This is a genomic window from Spirulina major PCC 6313, assembly GCF_001890765.1.
Classification (GTDB): domain Bacteria; phylum Cyanobacteriota; class Cyanobacteriia; order Cyanobacteriales; family Spirulinaceae; genus Spirulina; species Spirulina major.
In genome coordinates this window covers 2,784,021-2,801,589 of record NZ_KV878783.1, presented here as the reverse complement: position 1 = coordinate 2,801,589, position 17,569 = coordinate 2,784,021, and the positions used below count along the sequence as shown (strand labels likewise).

Genomic DNA, 17,569 nt, shown 5'->3' with positions numbered 1-17,569 from the left:
TTGAGGATGGCGGTGTTTGGGTGCTGTCGGTGGCGTTAATTCAAATCATGGGGATCAAAGTGCTGATGATCACTGTTTTGGAGGTCATCATCATCAAATTCATCGTCGAATTCGTCGTCAAATTCATCATCGAGATCATCAAGGATCTCGGCGGGATCTGCATCTCCATAGATCACTTTCATGAATGAGGGAAAGTAGTGATCCACCATCATCAAATTGGGATAGATTACATTACGGATGGTGTTGAGTGTCCTAGGTGCTTCATGGAGAATCACGCTGGTTTTATAGCGAACTTCGCCATCATCAAGATCGATATCTAAGTGACCGACCAGCAACGTATAGTTGACGCGACAAATGAATTCACAAGCCACAGATAGTTTGTCCGCGGGCACGGTCACCGGCAAGACGAGATTAAACTGTACCCATTCTGTTTCTTCATCGATCAAGAAATAGCCTCGAAACTGCCCAGATTCCAAGGTTATTTCGATCATGATTGTCGCTTCGGATTCCAGAATATGAAACGACCAATCATCTGTTTGAATTGTCTCGGTGACGAGCTCAAAAAGTGTCATGAAGTCAAATTAACCAATGAAGAAACTGAATGCTGGAAATGGGGTACTGGGCCAATTACCCAAATTTAATCATGTCTCGCCCTTCCATGACGGGCATTTCGCCGCGTAGGAGGGGTTCGAGGGTGGCGCGAATCCGATCGGCGCTGGGGGGGCAACCGGGCATGAAGATATCGACGGGAACCCATTCATGGATGGGGCGTACTTGGTCGAGGAGTTCGGGGACGATGCCGGGTTCGTGGGGGAGTTGGGGGGTGGAGTCGCCGAGTTCGAGGTAGGCGCGTTTGAGGACGGGTTCTGCGCCGCCGAGCATGTTGCGCATGGCGGGGACGTTGGCGGTGACGGCACAGTCACCGAAGGAGATTAGGGTTTTGGTGCGGGCACGGACGTGGCGCAGGAGTTCGAGGTTTTCTTCGTTGGCGATCGCGCCTTCCACGAGGCACACGTCCACATGGTCGGGATAGTCTTTGAGGTCACACCCGACGGGACTATAGACTACATCCACTTGGGCGGCGAGGTCGATCAGCCATTCATCCATATCCAAAAAGGACATGTGACAGCCGGAGCAGCCCGCAAGCCAAACCGTAGCAAAGCGAATTTTAGACATAATGAGTCCTCGTGAATTTGAATCAGGAATGAAGAAGTTCTCTAGACTGAGAGTAGCGCCTCTAGGAGTTGCGCGTATTCGCTGGGGTCACAATGGAGGGGACAAGCACAGTGTTGATTGATGCAACAGGTTTGTCCGGGTTGGGATGTACCGCTTAAGGTTCGGAGTTGCGATCGCAGCCGTTGAATCCGGGTTATGTAGCGATCGATGAGTACAAACCAAAGTTCTGTCCCTGCTAAAAGGGGGGTCAATAGTTCCACCGCATGACGGAGTTGCATGCCATCGGTGGGAGTACAGGCGGCGGATATGGCAAAAAAGTCTTCGCACAAGTCCAAGGCCATCAAAAATTGGGTTTCTGGTTCAGGCTGACTACCATAGTGCCGGGTAGATAGCGTGAAGGGCACAGGAGATGAATAGAGAGCAGACAGATCAGAACGTGAAGACATAAGCGGTAATGGTGAACAATTCAGATCCAATACAGTCCCCTGGATTGGGATTAACACCCTTCATCTTTAGCGTGACCACTCTTGTTTTTCGCGAGCGTTCACTAAAAATTCCAATTTGGCGCGATCGCCCACCTTTTCTCCCGTTGTCGTGCCCTTGCGGAAAATCGACCCCGTCGGGCAAGCATCCACACATTTACCACAAGCCGTACAGGCGGACACCTCGCCCCAGGGCTGATCCATCCCCGACACGATATAGCAAGCCTCGCCCCGGTTGCCCACATCCCACACATGGGCCCCTTCCACTTCATCGCACACCCGCACACAGCGCGTACAGAGAATGCAGCGGTTATGATCAATGCCAAACATCGGATGGGAGAGATCCACGCCGCGATCGGGGAAACGGTAACTAAAGCGAGAATGATCCATCCCCACCGCGATCGCCACATCTTGTAGCTCACAGTTCCCATTGGCCACGCAGATCGAGCAAACGTGATTCCCTTCGGCGAAAAAGAGTTCCACAATCATGCGGCGATAGTCCTGGAGTTTCGGGGTATTGGTTTCCACCTCCATCCCTTCACTCACCGGGGTGACACAGGCGGGCAATAGTTTTGGTGTGCCTTTCACTTCCACGGCACAGAGGCGACAAGCAGCAGCTTCGCTCACCCCTTCAAGGTGGCACAAGGTGGGAATGGCAACCCCGGCCTCTTGGGCCGCATCCAGAACAGTTTTACCACTTTCGGTCACAACATCTTGACCATTAATTTTCAGGGTCGTAATTGACATAGTTCTCTCCTGCAAAGGGATTTAAGGGTGATAGGGGTGTAAGGGATCACCCCATTAGGACAGGGAATAGCAGCAACATCCCCCAGGGTTGGGGGCTAGACTGTCGTTGAGAATTTGGCATCGTGAACCACGGCGCGGAAAAATTCGTGGTAGTCCGGGCTATCAACATTCCAACCGGCGGCCACTTGGGTGGGAATGGTGATGCCGTTAAAGGTGCGCTCACTGACAAAGCTAGAGCCGAAGCGACTGTAGCCGTGGATTTGTTCGTTCCAGCGCGAGAGTTCGGCGTGCTGGAGGCGGCCTTGGTTGTCGATGGTGAGTTGAAGGCAGATCGGTTCATCGTCCATCGTCCATTCGGCACAGATGTGGTGTTCACTGAGGGCGTGCCAGGTAACTCCGTTATGGGGAAGGAGGGCCGAGGGGAGCCACACCATTTCAATGGCGAGGCGACCGAGGCTAGAGCGGCTAATTTCGTCGCTATGGTGATCGACGAGGGGAATCGCGCCCCAGAGGTCAAAGTGGACGCGGCCTTGGCGGTTGCAGTAGGAGTCTGCACCGATGAATTGGAGTTGGGGTTTGCCGATTTTGGCTTGCCAGACGAAGCCGGAAAGGGCGGTCATCCATTGGCGGGCTTTGAGGGGCAACCAGGGTTTGTTGATATTGGTTTTGAAGCTGCCTTGCATGTCGAGTTGGACGGCGTTGGCGAGGGGCGTGCCGGGGGCGATCGCATGGAGTAAATAGCGCTGAACTGGGGGCGGCAGGTTGGCGACGAGATCGGGGGTGAACACGATCAATTCATTGGCGGTGGTGAGCGATCGCCGCAGTTTGTGGATCTGCCACATTTGCCACAGCCGCCGTCCGGCGATCATGACCGCCAACCCTACACCCAGACTGATTAAACTGAAATACATCATTTGCAAGAACTCCATGAGAATAACGGGGCATCGGGAATAGATAATCCCGATCCGCCCCTAGGGTTTACCCTAAGCAGGCGGCTAGATCTGCGTCGGGGGTGGTAATGCCTTGGAGGTTATACCGTTCGGAGAGCAGGGCAAAGACATTCGGAGTCAAGAAGGCGGGCAAGGTTGGCCCTAGGCGAATGTCTTTGATCCCCAAATGGAGGAGGGTGAGCAGAACAGCGATCGCCTTTTGCTCATACCAAGACAAAATCATCGACAGGGGCAGATCGTTCACCCCCATGTCAAACGCCTGAGCCAAGCCCAAGGCGATTTGAATCGCACTGTAGGCATCGTTACATTGCCCCACATCGAGCAAGCGCGGCAAGTCGCCAATCGTGCCCAACTGCTGATCAAAGAAGCGGAATTTCCCACAGGCGAGGGTCAAAACTACACAGTCATCGGGGACTTTTTCGACAAATTCGGTGTAGTAGTTGCGATCGGGCTTGGCCCCATCGCAGCCCCCGACGAGGAAGAAATGGCGAATTTTCCCCGCCTTCACGGCATCCACCACCGTATCGGCCACAGACAGCACCGCATTGCGGGCAAACCCGGTTAGCACCGAGCGCGGCGGATCATTGACCGTGAAGCCGGGCATGGCGAGGGATTTTGCGATCGCCGGGCTAAAATCCGGAACCCCATCCGACATCCCCAGATGAATCAGCCCCGGATAGCCCACACTCCCCACAGAAAACAGCTTGTCATCGTAGGTTTCATGGGGCGGCATCAGGCAATTGGTGGTCACCACGATCGCCCCCGGAAACTTGGTAAAATCCTTGGTTTGGTTTTGCCACGCCGTCCCGTAATGGCCGTAGAAATGGGAATATTTTTCCTTTAAGTTCGGGTAGCCGTGGGCGGGCAACAGTTCGCCGTGGGTGTACACCGTTAGCCCCGTATCTTGGGTTTGCGCCAACAACGCCGCCAGGATTTTAATGTCATGGCCGGACACAAGGATCGCCTGGCCTTGGCGCGGATTGAGGGGAACCGGGGTCGGAACTGGGTGGCCGTAGGTTTGCGTATGGCCCGCATCCAGGAGTTCCATTGCCCGAAAATTCACCTCGCCCACCTTCAGGGCTAAGTTCACCCAGGCCATCAGGTCTAAATCCGTGCGATCTAAGGCAATGAGGGCCTCTTCGCAGAAGTGGTAAACCGCCGGATCATGTTGTCCCAGTTCCGAAGCTAGGAACGCATAGGAAGCCAACCCTTTCACGCCATACAAAACGGTGAGTTGGAGGGCAAAAATATCCGGATTCTGCCCGACTTTTTGGAGGCGTTCGAGGGACTTCGCCAAGCCCTGCTCCACGAGACTTTCTGACCAATCCGGCTCGTAGTTGCAAATGTCGGGCCAGAAGGTCTTGCGCCCATTGTGGTTTTGGACTTGCAGCTTGAGCAGTTCCCGGAGGGTGATCACTTGCCGGATTAAGGTGATAAACCGTTTCCGGTCAAAGTTGACGTTGGTCATCGTCGAAAAGAGGGCATCGCCGAGGAGGATATCGGCATCGGTGGTATCAATGTTGTGATCACGGGCGGCGATCGCCACCACCGACAGGCCCCGCAGGCCATAAACCAGCAGATCCTGAACCGCGTTCACCTCCGGGCTTTTGCCACAGGCTCCCCATTGATGGCAGCCTTGGCCGCTGGCGGTTTGTTCACATTGTTCACAAAACATTTTGTTCAACTCTCCGATTGCTGATGTAGATGAGGCTGCGATCGCGCCTTAGGATGCCGTCACTGCCGCGTTTTGCGGCTGGGCGGGCATTGGTTGCAACAGTTCCTCATATTCCGAGCGGAAATAGTTCAAGGTACTCAGTACCGGATTCGGGGCCGTCATTCCCAAACCACAGAGGCTCATTTCCTTGACCATGGCGCAGAGTGAGGCCATGGTTTCCAAATCCGCCGCCGTCGCCTGTTTCGCCAACAAGCGCGTCAGCATACTGTGCAGTTGCACCGTCCCCGCTCGACAGGGAATACATTTGCCGCAACTTTCCTCGCGGCAGAAGTCCATATAGAACTGCGCCACTTCCACCATGCTCGTGGTCTGATCCATCACCACCATGCCGCCCGACCCCATCATCGACCCCACCTTCGTCAGGGAGTCGTAATCAACGGGGGTATCGAGCAGATGTGCCGGAATGCAACCGCCGGACGGGCCACCCGTTTGCACCGCCTTAATCGTGCCATCGGGGACACCGCCGCCCATTTCTTCGACAATTTCCCGCAGGGTGATCCCCATCGGCACTTCGATCAGGCCGTTGTTGCGGATCTTGCCGGTGAGGGCGAAGATTTTCGTGCCCTTACTGCCCTCGGTGCCGATCTGGCTGTACCAGTCAGAGCCTTTTTCAATAATGGTGGAAATATTGGCGTAGGTTTCCACGTTGTTGATCAGCGTTGGGCAATGCCAGAGACCATCTTGGGCTGGATAGGGGGGGCGGGTGCGGGGGTTGCCGCGTTTGCCTTCGATGGAATGGATCAACGCCGTTTCTTCCCCACAGACAAAGGCTCCGGCCCCGATCCGAATGTCAATTTTGAAGTCAAAGGGGGAGTCAAAAATTTGACTGCCGAGGATGCCGTAGCGTTTGGCTTGTTTGATCGCTTTGTTGAGGCGATCGATGGCGAGGGGATATTCGGCGCGGACGTAGATATAGCCATGGTCGGCACCGACGGCGTAGGCTGCGATCGCCATCCCTTCGAGCACCAAATGGGGATCACTTTCGAGGACGGAGCGATCCATAAACGCCCCCGGATCACCCTCATCCCCATTACAGATCACGTATTTCTGACCCTCCGGCATTTTCGCCACCGTGGCCCATTTCACCCCCGTCGGGAAGCCACCGCCGCCGCGACCCCGCAGACCGCTTTGGGTGATTTCCGTCACCACTTCGTCGGGCGATAGTTCAAAAAGGGCTTTGTACAGGGCTTGATAGCCGCCGCTGGCAATGTAGTCTTCGATGCGATCGGGGTTAATTTTGCCGCTGTTTTTGCGCACAATATGGAATTGGCGGCTAAAGAAGGGATGGTTCACATCGCCCACCTCAGCATCAGTGATGCCACCGTCGATGCTGGCAATAATCCCGGCGGCTTGGTCGGGGGTGACCGCTTCAAACAGTTGGTCATCGGTGGAAATTTGCACCAAGGGGCCACGACCACAGAACCCCATACAGCCGACTCCCACCACTTCGACGCGATCGCCCAGGCCGCGATCCTTCACCGCCTTCGCCAGATTCTTTTTAATCTCCAATGATTGAGCCGCTTGGCAACCCGTGGACGTACAACAATTTACGCGCACCGGCTTAAACTTGGCCTGTTCGGCCGCCGCCAATGCTTTCAGTTCAACTAAATCCATCGTGCCTCCAGATTATTCAGTTTCAGCCAAGACCGCCAGACGCGCGAGCACCGCATCCGCATCGAGTTTGCCCTTCACTTCGCCATCAAACACCACAGCAGGAGCAATGCCACAAGCTCCAATGCAGCGGGCGGTGGAAAGGGATACTTGGCCATCGGGCGTGGTTTCGCCCACTTGGATGCCCAGTTTTTCACTGATCGCCTCGACCAGTTTGCCGCTCCCTTTGACGTAGCAGGCTGTGCCGGTACAGACGATGCAACTGTGCTTACCGCTGGGCTTCAGGGAGAAGAGATGATAAAACGTCGCTACCCCATAGACGCGGCCCAGGGGGAGCTTGAGCGATCGCGCCACATATTCAAGAACATCAAGCTCTAAAAAGCCAAAAGACTCTTGCGCCTTGTGGAGCACTTCAATCAACGCATCTTGGCGATAGTGATTCCGCTTCATGGTGATGTCGAGAATCTTGAAGCGTTTATCCGGTTGCGCCTTGGGGGCAGCAGGGGTGGGGGTGATGGTGGACATGGGTCTTCCCCTTCGTAGGACAGTAACTATGCACAATTTCAGTGCAGAATAAGCTCACTCCTAATCATTGACTTTGACCAAAATCAATCGATTATCGAGAGAATACTTCCCCGTATTTTGTCACTGAACCCCAGTAATTCCCGCGATGTTTAGAATCATTCAATAATCTTCAAGGTCTAAGTAAATAATTGTGAAGATTCGCAATCTATTTATTGCGAAAAGAGGTTGAAACTATTCACGATAGTCTCAGCTACAGCATAAAAGTGCATTAAGTTGTTTTTGAATCACAACATATTTTATTAACTGATAACATTGCTGATCTTGTATCAAACAATACTCATTTTTTAACCCATCTTTTAATCAAATTCAGGATAGTAATGTTCTTGAATTAAAGCTTGTTCAGAAATTATCATGTACAGATCAGAAGCCCCTCGCCCCGTGAGAGAGGGGTTTGGGGTGAGGGTCAAGCCGTAAAGCTTTTGCGATCGCATCGGAGCAAGATTAAGGATTGAATAACAGGGGATCACCCACGGGCCCGTTGAGAATTGCATCAAGGGTACTATGAGCCTCTGGCTCACTGATGCCAAATCTAGACGGGCAGAGAGTTAGAAGCTTATTAACAGGCAGCGAGCTAGAAGCTCACACGACAGAAGGTCAACGGAATGGGAGTGCGAGCCTCTGGCTCGCTGCTTTCCCCCATGAACTGGCCAATCCATAGCGAGCTAGAAGCTCGCACGACAGAAGGTCAACAGAATGGGAGTGCGAGCCTCTGGCTCGCTGCTTTCCCCCATGAACTGGCCAATCCATAGCGAGCTAGAAGCTCACACGACAGAAGGTCAACGGAATGGGAGTGCGAGCCTCTGGCTCGCTACTTTCCCCCATGAACTGGCCAATCCATAGGGAGCTAGAAGCTCGCACGACAAAGGATTCCAGGCAGGAGTAGCCCGGTGGGCGAGGAGCGTTAGCCCACTCGTTGGTTGTAGGGGAGTTTCGCCAACAGCATCGCCATGGCACAGGTTCCCGACAGCCCTGCAAAGGTTAGCCCCGCGCCCACAAACCCACTCAAAATCAAGAACCAAGGCGAGACAAAGGCCCCCAAGAGAGTCCCCGTGAGAACTAAACTCCCGGCAATCATTTGCACTTGGCGCATGATGCTGATCGGTGCGTTTTTGTTGACTTGGGTGGGATGTCCGGCTTGCTTCCAAGCGGTGATGCCGCCGTCGAGGTGAATCACGGATTCATAGCCGGCGAGGATGAGATGGCGGGCGGCTTCGGTGGAACGGTTGCCGGTTTGGCAATAGAGGACGACGGGCTTGCCGGCTTCGTGGGGCAGTTGAGCGGGTTCAAAGCGGGAGAGGGGGACGAGGTGAGACCCGGCTATTTTTTCGCCGGCGTGTTCGGAAGGTTCGCGCACATCAACGAGGGTGACGCGATCTTCTGCTAACCATTGCTGGAGGGTGGTGGGGGCGATCGCTTCGAGTTGGGTGTTAATCGTGGTCATGGATGGATACTCCGAAGGGTAGGGGTTGAAACGCGAAAAGTGGAGAGTCTAGGCAACTTGGCCGCAATGTTGGTTTGCCGGCACTGCTTCCATGATTTTTTTCGGATTGGGGAGATCAAGACCACTCATCAGAGTAATGAACTGATCACGGCTTTGTCCGGCCAGGCGGGGATTATGTTGCTTTTCTTCGCCAATGGTGGAGACGGTTTGGCCGCGATAGTCGTGACCCGGATAGACGAGGACATGATCCGGCAGGGTAAACAGATGCTGGGTGATGGAGTCGTAGAGTTGACCCGCATCGCCGCTTTGGAAATCGGTGCGGCCACAGCCTCGGATGAAGAGGCTATCGCCGGTGAGCAGGTGGGTGTCGTTGATCAAGTAGCTCATGTCGCAGTTGGTGTGACCAGGGGTGGCGATCGCGGTCACGGTGATGTCGCCGATGGTGAAGCGATCGCCATGATCACAGGGCACATCGGCGCAGATAATGCCGGATTTGCGGGGGGCTACGCCAGAACAGCCGGTGCGATCGCGCAGGGTTCCGGTGCCGGTGATGTGGTCGGCGTGGATATGGGTTTCGAGACAGTAACGAAGGGTGAGGCCAAGTTCTGTTAAAAGTTGCTCATCGCGGTCTACTTGTTCGATCACCGGATCGACGAGAATCGCCTCACGGGTGGTGCGATCGGCGATGAGATAGGTATAGGTGCTAGTTTCAGGATCGAAGAGTTGGCGAAATAGCATATATAGATGGAGAGGGTTGCGTATGAGTCTTGCACAAATCATATTATCATATAGTAATATGATAATGCATCAAGAGCCGTAAAGTTTTATTGGGGGATATTAATGTCATGGATTGTGGAATGAATCAGATCGCGAAGATTTCACCCACAGTGCTCAATCGGATTGCCGAGTATTTCAAGGTGTTATCCGAGGTGAGCCGGCTGCAAATTTTGTGTTGTTTGAAGTCTGGTTCTAAAAATGTGACGGAAATCATTGATGCCACTGGGTTAGGGCAAGCTAATGTGTCGAAACATTTAAAGCTCTTAACTCAATTGGGCATGGTGAATCGCCAGCCTAAGGGGGTGAGCGTTTATTACGAAATTGCTGATCCGAGCATTTTCAAAATTTGCGATATTGTCTGCGATCGCATTGCCACCGCCCTAGAGAGCCAAAACCAAGAAATCGAAGCCTTCAGCCTCTTTCGCAGCTTTAGCGATTAAGGTCTGATCTCCAATCCACATCCACCCTCAGCAAATTCCTGCACGGTTTTTTCGGACAGGGGATGGGTGGCCAGAGCCTGTAATTGCGTCAGGGGTAAGGTGAGGTGATCGGCTCCGGCCTGGAGAGCGGCGGCGGCTTCGTCGGGGGATTTAAGGCTGGCGGCCAGGATGCGCGTCGGGCTGTTGCGGAGAATTTGCGCCATTTCAGCGACGAGAATAATGCCGTCACCGAGCAAGCGGGTGGCACGGTTAACGTAGGCGATCGCATATTTTGCCCCCCCTTCACCGGCCACAGCCGCCTGAGCCGGATGGTAAATTCCCGTCACAGAACAGGAAATCTGGGGCGAAAGCTGTGCCAACGCCTGAAACCCCATCGGAGTCGCAGGAATTTTTAACACGGTTTGCGATCCGATCAACTCCGCCGCCTGATAACCCTCCCGAAGCATGTCATCTAGGGTAGATGCCATGAGTTGATATTGACTTACTCCCCCGTTTAGAAAACGGGGGATTCTGGGATCAAACAGCAATAGCAGGCAACGCCTGTCTGACATCACCTAACCCAATGGCTGAAGCCCCAGCCACTTTAATATTCATCGCCGCATTCTCATCCCGGTCATTCTCTGCCGAGCAACTGGGACACCGCCAATGGCGAGTCTCTAAATCCAGATGCTCCAAAATATGACCACAACTTGAACAGGTCTTGCTCGAAGGGAACCAGCGGTCAACATAGACCACCCGCTTCCCCTTCTTCGTCGCCACCCACTCCAGGATTTGCAGAAACTCCCGAAACGCCAAATCACTCACCTTACGCCCCCAGAGCCGCTGCATCGCCTTGAGGTTCAAGGTTTCAAAACACAGCATATCAAACTGATTCGTCAGTTGATGGGCTAACTTCCCAAACCAGGCCCCCCGTCGATGGGCATATCTTCATGCTTGCGGGATAAGTTCAATCGGGCACGTTCTCGATGGGCTGAACCCTTTTGCTTACGGGACAACTCTCGACTCGCTTTGCGAACTGCGTTGAGTGACTGCTTGAAGAACAAGGGGGCATCAATCTTGAATCCCTCAGAACAGGTCAGAAACGTCTTGAGTCCAAAATCAAAACCAGCAATGTTACCTGTCTCGGTTTTGACTTGGGGTTCTGACAGGGTATCTACCGTGACAATCATGAACAGTTCTCCCAAGGGAGTTCGTTTAATCGTCACGGTCTTGACCTTGCCCTCAATGGGGCGAGAGTGCCAATATTGATAGACTTTGTTCCCAATCCTGACCCGGTTGCCACCGAGGAATTTGTACCCAGCTTGCTTGAGGGTGAAGGATTTGTACTTTCGGGTCTTCTTAAAGTTTGGCAGGCGAACGCCTTTTTTGTTGTGTTTGAAGAACAGTTGATACGCTTTCTCAATTCGTTGGCAGATATCCTGTACGGCTTGAGAACCCACCTGCAACCACCAGGGGTTCCGTTTCCGAAGCTTGGCGATGTGTTTTTGCAGTCGGGCGCAGTTCAAGTGCTTGCCCCACATTCGGTAGTACCGTTTGTGGAGGGCAACACAATGGTTGTAGATACGCCCTGCGGCATTGATTGTCCGCTTGAGGTATCTATTCCGCTTATGCTGGTAGAGCTTGAACTTGAGCGTTTTCATGGTTGCTATGATACCTCGGTATCACGGCTGAATAAATTCAGCCCTTCGCTTATATCCCCCGTTTGGAAAACGGGGGCTTTACGCTTTACATTCGTAAAAACGCACTTTCTTGGATTGCATTTAACAACGCCCGTAGGAACTCTTCCGCCGCCTCTCGTTCTTGTAATGCCGCCTTTTGCGTACTGATATCTTCAATCACACCCACAAAATACTTCGGCACATTGTCGCGATCGCGAATCAAGGAAACCGTTGTTGCCCCCCACAACCACCGGCCATCAGAGCATCGATACCGCTGAGGACGACAGTAGGAAGACTCCATCCCATCAGATAACCGCTGGCTTAAACGCTGCGTTTCAAGGCGATCCTCCGGGAGCAGCAAATCTTCATAACGCTGGATCAATAACTCAATCCGGTTGTACCCCAACAGATCACAAAGCTTCTGATTGACGCGGAAAAAATGCCCTTCCAGGGTAAAAATTGCCATTCCCACCCCCGACTGTTCAAAAATTGCGCGAAACCGCTCCTCATTATCTTGCAGAATCGCTTCTGCCTGCTTTCGCTCCGTAATGTCTGTCATCAGACTCACGGCCCCGACATAGTGATCACTGGCATCATAGGCAGGCGGGGTAGAAATAATCACCCAGAGGGCAGAACCATCCCGGCATTGGAACCTCAAATCACACTGATCTAATTGCTCTAAACGACTACTTTGTAATTGTTTGTGAGCGATCGCCTTTCCTTCCTCATCCATAAACTCAAAAATTGATCGCCCCCGCATCTCTTCAATGTCATAGCCCAACATTTCCGCCATCCGTTGATTCACAAATAATGTTCGGTTATTCATATCAATGAGCCAGATCCCTTCTGACGCTGTTTCTACAATGGCTTGATAATGCTGAGTTTTTTCCTGGAATGCTAATTTTGATTCTCTTTGTGCCGCTTGATTGATGAATTGAATCGTACCCCTCTCATCAATGATAATCAGTTCCTCTGGTAATCGGTCAGCGATGATGCGATCGCGCCGATTAGGAAGACCGCAGAACCATCGTTTAGGGACTTTATTAATCATGTACCTACGCCATCCCCAAACCATCAAAAATACCACCACACTAGCCAAAGACAAGCCACTCAAAATCCAAATACTATGGATTGGCATCCACGGAACCAAATTAGTAATTAAAAAAGGAGACCATTGTTTTTTGATCGGAATGAAATCTAACCACGATAAAATGAGCCAAAAACAATAATTCATGGTGTCAAAAAAAGTATAATAACCTTGAAGATTCAAGACTTAAACAAGGTTATCTTTTTGGACGACTAACACCCTAGAACAATCCTATTTAATTTATGAACAGGCAAGGGGTTTAAGCCCCTTGTTGATGAGGAGATAAGATCTCCGATTGATTTAGGATCGCTGTATCTATAGCTGTGTATTGATGGATTGATTGATGTTTAATGGCAGACTATACAATGCCAATACTTCCAAGAGAGCAGGTGATCATACTCTACGCGACTATCTACCGGATGCAATGCAGATACACCCCATTGCCCCATTGTCCACTGTTTTCATCTCATCCGATGAAATTATTTGTGACTCGTAACATTTTCAATCAATACGGAGCCAGTCTAAAGCGATTGCAATGCGATCGCCCACCCTCTCACCGGATTCTTGCCCTAGGTTCTAAGTGTCATTGAAGATCAGGTATGCTGCATTTTTTTGAATTTTTTAACATTTTTCTGATTTAAAAAATTCAAGATAAAAAAATCGGTTTGAATGACGAGCGAGGCCCATTCAAACCGATTTCCAGTCACGTTTTATTCACTAGGTCTTGACTTGAAAACGTCGCAATCGTAGGGCATTGAGTACCACGGAAACAGAACTCATGGCCATCGCTGCCCCGGCCACCATAGGGCTGAGGAGCCAACCGGTGAGGGGATAGAGTGCCCCAGCAGCAATGGGAATGCTGACCACATTATAGATAAAGGCAAAAAAGAGGTTGCTGCGGATGTTGCGGAGGGTGGCGTGGCTGAGTTGAATGGCGGTGATGATGCCTTGCAGATCGCCGGAGATGAGGGTGATATCGGAGGCGGCCATGGCGACATCAGTGCCGGTTCCGATCGCAATCCCCACATCGGCTTGGGCGAGAGCGGGCGCGTCGTTGATGCCATCGCCCACCATGGCAACGATCGCCGCCGATTTCCGGCTGGATTTTTCCTGTTGGAGTTGCTCGATGATTTTGGCTTTTTGGTCGGGGCGCACTTGGGCAAAGCTGCGATCAATGCCCACTTCAGCGGCGATCGCTTCGGCGGTTTTTTGATTATCGCCGGTTAACAGAATGACCTCTAATCCCATGCGCTGGAGGCGTTTTACCACTTGGGCTGAGGAGGGTTTGAGGGCATCGGCGATCGCAACAATGGCGAGAATTTCCTGATCCTGGGCGACCCAAACAACGGTTTTGGCCCCTTGTTCCCAACGGTGGGCGAGGTGGGCGAGGGGTTGGCCGTTGACTTGGGGGCGATCGCAGTCTAACCCCAAGTCAGCCAACCAGCGCCCCGTGCCGATCCGCAGGGTTTGGCCGTTGATCTGACCCACCACGCCACAGCCTGCGATCGCCTCAAACTCCGTCACCGGGGGTAAATCCTCCACCCCTTGACGGTGGGCATAGTCCACCACCGCCGCCGCCAGGGGATGTTCTGATTGGGCTTCCACCGCCGCCATCTGGGCCAACAGACGCAACTCCTGACCCTCTGCCGTGCCTTTGACGGTGGCGTAGTCAGTCACCGAGGGCTGACCGGCGGTTAATGTCCCGGTTTTATCGAGCACAATCGTGCGGACGTGGTGCGCCAGTTCTAAACTATCCGCCCCTTTGATCAGAATCCCCAACTCTGCCCCTTTGCCCGTGCCCACCATCACCGAGGTCGGAGTCGCCAGACCCAGGGCGCAGGGGCAGGCAATCACCAAGACCCCAACGGTGGTAATCAACGCCAGGGATAGATTCCCCGTCAGGCCAGACCAGAGGCCGAAGGTGAGCACTGCAATCCCCAACACCACCGGCACAAACCACCCCGTGACCTGATCCGCCAGTTGTTGGATCGGGGCTTTGGAGCCTTGGGCCTGCTGCACCAGTTGGACAATTTGCGCCAGTACCGTTTCATCGCCCACCCGCTGCGCTTCAAATTGAAAACTGCCGGTTTTATTGATGGTTGCGCCGATCACCTCATCGCCGGGGTGTTTTTCCACCGGCAAGCTTTCCCCTGTAACCATGGCTTCATCAACGGTGGATTTTCCCTGAGTTACCACACCATCAACGGGAATTTTCTCCCCTGGCCGGACGAGGACAATATCACCCACTTCCACAGATGCGATCGCAATATCCCGCGCTTCCCCATCCCGAATCACCCGCGCCGTTTTCGCCTGCAATCCCATCAATTGCCGAATCGCGGCGGAGGTTTTCCCCTTGGCGCGATGTTCGAGGGCGCGACCGAGCAAAATCAGGGTAATCACCACGGCGGCGGTTTCGTAATAGACATCGGGCGTTAACCCTTGGGTGGTGAACCATTGGGGTGCGATCGTCGGAAACAGCGAATACCCATAGGCCGCCCCTGTGCCCAAGGCCACCAAGGTATTCATGTCCGCCCGACCCTGGCGCAATGCCGCCCACGCCCCCTTAAAGAAAGATTGCCCCACCCACAGCATTACAGGAGTCGTGAGGATCAACTGGAACCAAGGATGATGCAGCCACATCGGCCAAAAGGGCAGGTGTAGCCCTGTCATCATCGGCAATCCTCCCACCATTAAAATCCCACTCACCACCCCACCGAGGATCAGCTTGCGTCGGAGTTGTTGGGCCTTCTCGGCTTGGGCTGCATCCATCGCCTCGGAGGATTGCCGGGATGAATTGAGGGGGGTTGCATCATAGCCCGCTCGCTGTACGGCAGCTTGAATCTGCTCTAGGCCGGTGGTGTCGGGATTGTAATTCACGCGGGCCAGTTCCGCGCCAAAATTGACGGTGCAATCGCTCACCCCCTCAACGCTAGAGATGACCCGTTCAATGGCGCGGGCGCAGGCTGCGCAACTCATGCCATCGAGGTGAAGAGTTTGCTGTTTCATGGTGCTGGTGTTTGGGATTTTTTTAAGCCTAAACTCTCCAGTGCGCTAGAGAGTCAAGAGGGGGTCAGTCTCTTGCTCCCTCCCGTAGAATGGAGAGTGATTTTTGTTTCTTGCACCAGCCATGACGCTGAAAGCTGTTTTCTTTGATTTCAATGGCACGATCATTAATGATGAGGCAATCCATGGGGAGTTGATTCAACAGATTTTGCTGGCGGAAAATTTGCGGCCGGATCTGGCAGATTATCAACGGTTTTGCTTGGGACGGAACGATCGCGCCTGTCTGCGGGATTTACTGCGGCAACGGGGGCGGGTGGTGTCCGATGATTATTTGCAACAGTTGATGACCCAAAAGGCGCAGGGATATTGCGATCGCCTCGCTACCCTCGACACGTTGCCTCTCTATCCGGGTGTTGCCGCGTTTATCAAAAAACTCCATAGCATTGATTTGGTCTTGGGGTTGGTGACGGAGACAGACCGGGCGGCGGTGGATCTGGTGTTGACGCGATCGCAGCTTGCCCAATATTTCAGCATTATCGTCACTGAGGACGATTGCGCCACGAGTAAACCCGATCCCGCCAGCTATTATCTGGCCGTGGAACGCGCTCAGCAGCAATATCCCCACCTCCAGATCGAACCCCAACGCTGTCTCGCCATTGAAGATAGCCTCGTGGGGATTGCTGCGGCTAAGGCGGCCGGTATCCAGGTGGTGGGCATTGCCCATACTTACCCGTTTCACATGTTGCAACGTCAGGCCAACTGGACGGTGGATAAATTCACCGAGTTGGAACTAGAGCGGGTGGAAAGGGTGGTTGCCCAACAGGATGCGGCCTTTTCAGTTTGAAGATTGAGGGTGAGAATGGTATGATCATTCACCGACGGGGGGTTAGCTCAGTTGGTAGAGCGCTGCGATCGCACCGCAGAGGTCAGGGGTTCGACTCCCCTATCCTCCATTCATTCAGCCCAGAATCAGGGGAGCCGGGCAGGGAAAATGGTACAATCAAGAGTCCAAATTATCCCTTCCCTAAACGTGGCATGACCTCGGTTTCTGAGCGCTTCCAAACCCTGAAAGAAAATAATCAATGCGCCTTAATTCCCTTCATTACGGCGGGTGATCCGGATTTAGAAACCACGGCCCAGGCCTTAAGGGTGCTTGATGCGGCCGGTGCAGATTTGATTGAATTGGGTGTGCCCTATTCTGACCCCCTCGCCGATGGGCCGACGATTCAAGCGGCGGCGACGCGGGCATTACAACGGGGCGTGACGCTGCAAAAGGTGCTGGATATGGTGCGATCGCTCCATGCTGAACTCACCGCCCCGATTATTCTCTTTACCTACTACAACCCGATCTATTTTCGGGGGGTTGATGTGTTTATGGCGCAGATTGCCGAGGCGGGGGTGAAAGGGTTGGTGATCCCAGATTTACCCCTTGAAGAATCCACCGCAGTCCTCGAAAGTGCCACCGCCCACGGCATTGAAGTGATCCTCCTTGTGGCCCCCACCAGCCCCACGGAACGCATTGATGCGATCGCCCAAAAATCCCAAGGCTTCATCTATCTCGTCAGCGTCACAGGGGTAACCGGCGCTCGCACTGAAATCGCCTCCCGCGTCCAAGACCTCCTCCCCCAACTACAAAAAAGCACTCAAAAGCCCGTCGGCGTTGGCTTCGGTGTCTCTCAACCGGAACACGCCAAGCAGTTAAAAGACTGGGGCGCAAATGCGGTGATTGTGGGCAGTGCCGTCGTGAAACGTTTGGCCGAAGGAACGCCAGAGGAAGGCCTCGCCGCGATCGATACCTTTTGCCGCAGTTTGAAAGCGGCGTTAGCGTAGGGCGATCGCTTGATTGTAGTCCACTACCTAATCTACTCTTTTATCTG

15 protein-coding genes, 1 tRNA gene and 2 pseudogenes are annotated in these 17,569 nt (G+C 53.3%); 4 read left to right on the top strand and 14 right to left on the bottom strand.

The genetic code is table 11. The annotated features are described in order from the left end of the window. Window positions 1–35: 35 nt before the first annotated feature. The 10 genes from SPI6313_RS12315 to SPI6313_RS12265 all read right to left on the bottom strand — a co-directional run bounded on the left by SPI6313_RS12315 (window position 36) and on the right by SPI6313_RS12265 (window position 9,465). Complete coding sequence (locus SPI6313_RS12315) at window positions 36–572, bottom strand: YbjN domain-containing protein (protein WP_072621264.1); 537 nt, start codon at window positions 570–572, stop codon at window positions 36–38. Between the two features lie 55 nt (window positions 573–627). After that, window positions 628–1,176, bottom strand: coding sequence for an NADH-quinone oxidoreductase subunit B family protein (locus tag SPI6313_RS12310; RefSeq protein ID WP_072621263.1), 549 nt, complete (start codon window positions 1,174–1,176; stop codon window positions 628–630). Between the two features lie 41 nt (window positions 1,177–1,217). After that, a complete protein-coding gene (locus SPI6313_RS12305; protein ID WP_139276630.1) occupies window positions 1,218–1,622 on the bottom strand; it encodes a hypothetical protein in 405 nt (134 codons plus the stop codon). Between the two features lie 66 nt (window positions 1,623–1,688). Then, window positions 1,689–2,405 (bottom strand): bidirectional hydrogenase complex protein HoxU, encoded by a 717-nt coding sequence (hoxU, locus tag SPI6313_RS12300; RefSeq protein ID WP_072621261.1) that lies wholly within the window; start codon window positions 2,403–2,405, stop codon window positions 1,689–1,691. A gap of 95 nt (window positions 2,406–2,500) precedes the next feature. After that, window positions 2,501–3,319 carry a DUF6920 family protein gene (locus tag SPI6313_RS12295; RefSeq protein WP_072623118.1) on the bottom strand — a complete coding sequence of 273 codons (819 nt, stop codon included), beginning with the start codon at window positions 3,317–3,319 and terminating at the stop codon, window positions 2,501–2,503. 64 nt (window positions 3,320–3,383) lie between these two features. Then, window positions 3,384–5,030: a hydroxylamine reductase gene (hcp, locus tag SPI6313_RS12290; RefSeq protein ID WP_072621260.1), complete on the bottom strand. Its 1,647-nt coding sequence runs from the start codon at window positions 5,028–5,030 to the stop codon at window positions 3,384–3,386. A 48-nt stretch (window positions 5,031–5,078) separates the two neighbouring features. Further along, window positions 5,079–6,704, bottom strand: coding sequence for a NuoF family protein (locus SPI6313_RS12285; RefSeq protein ID WP_072621259.1), 1,626 nt, complete (start codon window positions 6,702–6,704; stop codon window positions 5,079–5,081). 12 nt (window positions 6,705–6,716) lie between these two features. Then, window positions 6,717–7,226 (bottom strand): bidirectional hydrogenase complex protein HoxE, encoded by a 510-nt coding sequence (gene hoxE / locus SPI6313_RS12280; RefSeq protein ID WP_072621258.1) that lies wholly within the window; start codon window positions 7,224–7,226, stop codon window positions 6,717–6,719. A 961-nt stretch (window positions 7,227–8,187) separates the two neighbouring features. Further along, window positions 8,188–8,727, bottom strand: coding sequence for a rhodanese-like domain-containing protein (locus SPI6313_RS12270; RefSeq protein ID WP_072621256.1), 540 nt, complete (start codon window positions 8,725–8,727; stop codon window positions 8,188–8,190). Between the two features lie 48 nt (window positions 8,728–8,775). Next, complete coding sequence (locus SPI6313_RS12265; protein ID WP_072621255.1) at window positions 8,776–9,465, bottom strand: MBL fold metallo-hydrolase; 690 nt, start codon at window positions 9,463–9,465, stop codon at window positions 8,776–8,778. 119 nt (window positions 9,466–9,584) lie between these two features. On the opposite strand from SPI6313_RS12265, the gene SPI6313_RS12260 reads away from it, so the two are divergent. Then, window positions 9,585–9,944 (top strand): ArsR/SmtB family transcription factor, encoded by a 360-nt coding sequence (locus tag SPI6313_RS12260; RefSeq protein WP_139276762.1) that lies wholly within the window; start codon window positions 9,585–9,587, stop codon window positions 9,942–9,944. Here the strand turns inward: SPI6313_RS12260 and SPI6313_RS12255 are convergent. The 4 genes and pseudogenes from SPI6313_RS12255 to SPI6313_RS12240 form a co-directional block, all read right to left on the bottom strand. After that, a pseudogene (locus SPI6313_RS12255) lies at window positions 9,941–10,426 on the bottom strand (transaldolase family protein); the annotation flags it as partial. The gene SPI6313_RS12260 and the pseudogene SPI6313_RS12255 sit on opposite strands and share 4 nt — an antisense overlap. A gap of 34 nt (window positions 10,427–10,460) precedes the next feature. Beyond that, window positions 10,461–11,584 (bottom strand): annotated as a pseudogene (locus SPI6313_RS23560) (RNA-guided endonuclease InsQ/TnpB family protein). An 85-nt stretch (window positions 11,585–11,669) separates the two neighbouring features. After that, window positions 11,670–12,653, bottom strand: a complete 984-nt coding sequence (locus tag SPI6313_RS12245; RefSeq protein ID WP_175551129.1) for a PAS domain-containing protein — start codon at window positions 12,651–12,653, stop codon at window positions 11,670–11,672. A gap of 753 nt (window positions 12,654–13,406) precedes the next feature. Continuing rightward, window positions 13,407–15,695, bottom strand: coding sequence for a heavy metal translocating P-type ATPase (locus SPI6313_RS12240; RefSeq protein WP_072621253.1), 2,289 nt, complete (start codon window positions 15,693–15,695; stop codon window positions 13,407–13,409). A 121-nt stretch (window positions 15,696–15,816) separates the two neighbouring features. On the opposite strand from SPI6313_RS12240, the gene SPI6313_RS12235 reads away from it, so the two are divergent. The 3 genes from SPI6313_RS12235 (at window position 15,817) to trpA (ending at window position 17,522) form a co-directional block, all read left to right on the top strand. Continuing rightward, window positions 15,817–16,536 carry an HAD family hydrolase gene (locus SPI6313_RS12235; protein ID WP_072621252.1) on the top strand — a complete coding sequence of 240 codons (720 nt, stop codon included), beginning with the start codon at window positions 15,817–15,819 and terminating at the stop codon, window positions 16,534–16,536. A gap of 36 nt (window positions 16,537–16,572) precedes the next feature. Continuing rightward, window positions 16,573–16,645, top strand: a tRNA-Ala gene (locus SPI6313_RS12230). 82 nt (window positions 16,646–16,727) lie between these two features. Then, window positions 16,728–17,522 carry a tryptophan synthase subunit alpha gene (trpA, locus tag SPI6313_RS12225; protein ID WP_072621251.1) on the top strand — a complete coding sequence of 265 codons (795 nt, stop codon included), beginning with the start codon at window positions 16,728–16,730 and terminating at the stop codon, window positions 17,520–17,522. The last annotated feature ends 47 nt before the right edge of the window (window positions 17,523–17,569 follow it).

What these genes read in the sequence shown, in the direction of transcription:
- SPI6313_RS12295 (WP_072623118.1), bottom strand. Translation starts at nt 3,319, where the DNA reads ATGATGTATTTCAGTTTAATCAGTCTGGGTGTAGGGTTGGCGGTCATG.
- SPI6313_RS12235 (WP_072621252.1), top strand. Translation starts at nt 15,817, where the DNA reads ATGACGCTGAAAGCTGTTTTCTTTGATTTCAATGGCACGATCATTAAT.
- SPI6313_RS12240 (WP_072621253.1), bottom strand. Translation starts at nt 15,695, where the DNA reads ATGAAACAGCAAACTCTTCACCTCGATGGCATGAGTTGCGCAGCCTGC.
- SPI6313_RS12310 (WP_072621263.1), bottom strand. Translation starts at nt 1,176, where the DNA reads ATGTCTAAAATTCGCTTTGCTACGGTTTGGCTTGCGGGCTGCTCCGGC.
- hoxU (WP_072621261.1), bottom strand. Translation starts at nt 2,405, where the DNA reads ATGTCAATTACGACCCTGAAAATTAATGGTCAAGATGTTGTGACCGAA.
- SPI6313_RS12285 (WP_072621259.1), bottom strand. Translation starts at nt 6,704, where the DNA reads ATGGATTTAGTTGAACTGAAAGCATTGGCGGCGGCCGAACAGGCCAAG.
- SPI6313_RS12260 (WP_139276762.1), top strand. Translation starts at nt 9,585, where the DNA reads ATGAATCAGATCGCGAAGATTTCACCCACAGTGCTCAATCGGATTGCC.
- SPI6313_RS12245 (WP_175551129.1), bottom strand. Translation starts at nt 12,653, where the DNA reads ATGATTAATAAAGTCCCTAAACGATGGTTCTGCGGTCTTCCTAATCGG.
- SPI6313_RS12315 (WP_072621264.1), bottom strand. Translation starts at nt 572, where the DNA reads ATGACACTTTTTGAGCTCGTCACCGAGACAATTCAAACAGATGATTGG.
- hcp (WP_072621260.1), bottom strand. Translation starts at nt 5,030, where the DNA reads ATGTTTTGTGAACAATGTGAACAAACCGCCAGCGGCCAAGGCTGCCAT.
- SPI6313_RS12265 (WP_072621255.1), bottom strand. Translation starts at nt 9,465, where the DNA reads ATGCTATTTCGCCAACTCTTCGATCCTGAAACTAGCACCTATACCTAT.
- SPI6313_RS12305 (WP_139276630.1), bottom strand. Translation starts at nt 1,622, where the DNA reads ATGTCTTCACGTTCTGATCTGTCTGCTCTCTATTCATCTCCTGTGCCC.
- SPI6313_RS12270 (WP_072621256.1), bottom strand. Translation starts at nt 8,727, where the DNA reads ATGACCACGATTAACACCCAACTCGAAGCGATCGCCCCCACCACCCTC.
- trpA (WP_072621251.1), top strand. Translation starts at nt 16,728, where the DNA reads ATGACCTCGGTTTCTGAGCGCTTCCAAACCCTGAAAGAAAATAATCAA.
- hoxE (WP_072621258.1), bottom strand. Translation starts at nt 7,226, where the DNA reads ATGTCCACCATCACCCCCACCCCTGCTGCCCCCAAGGCGCAACCGGAT.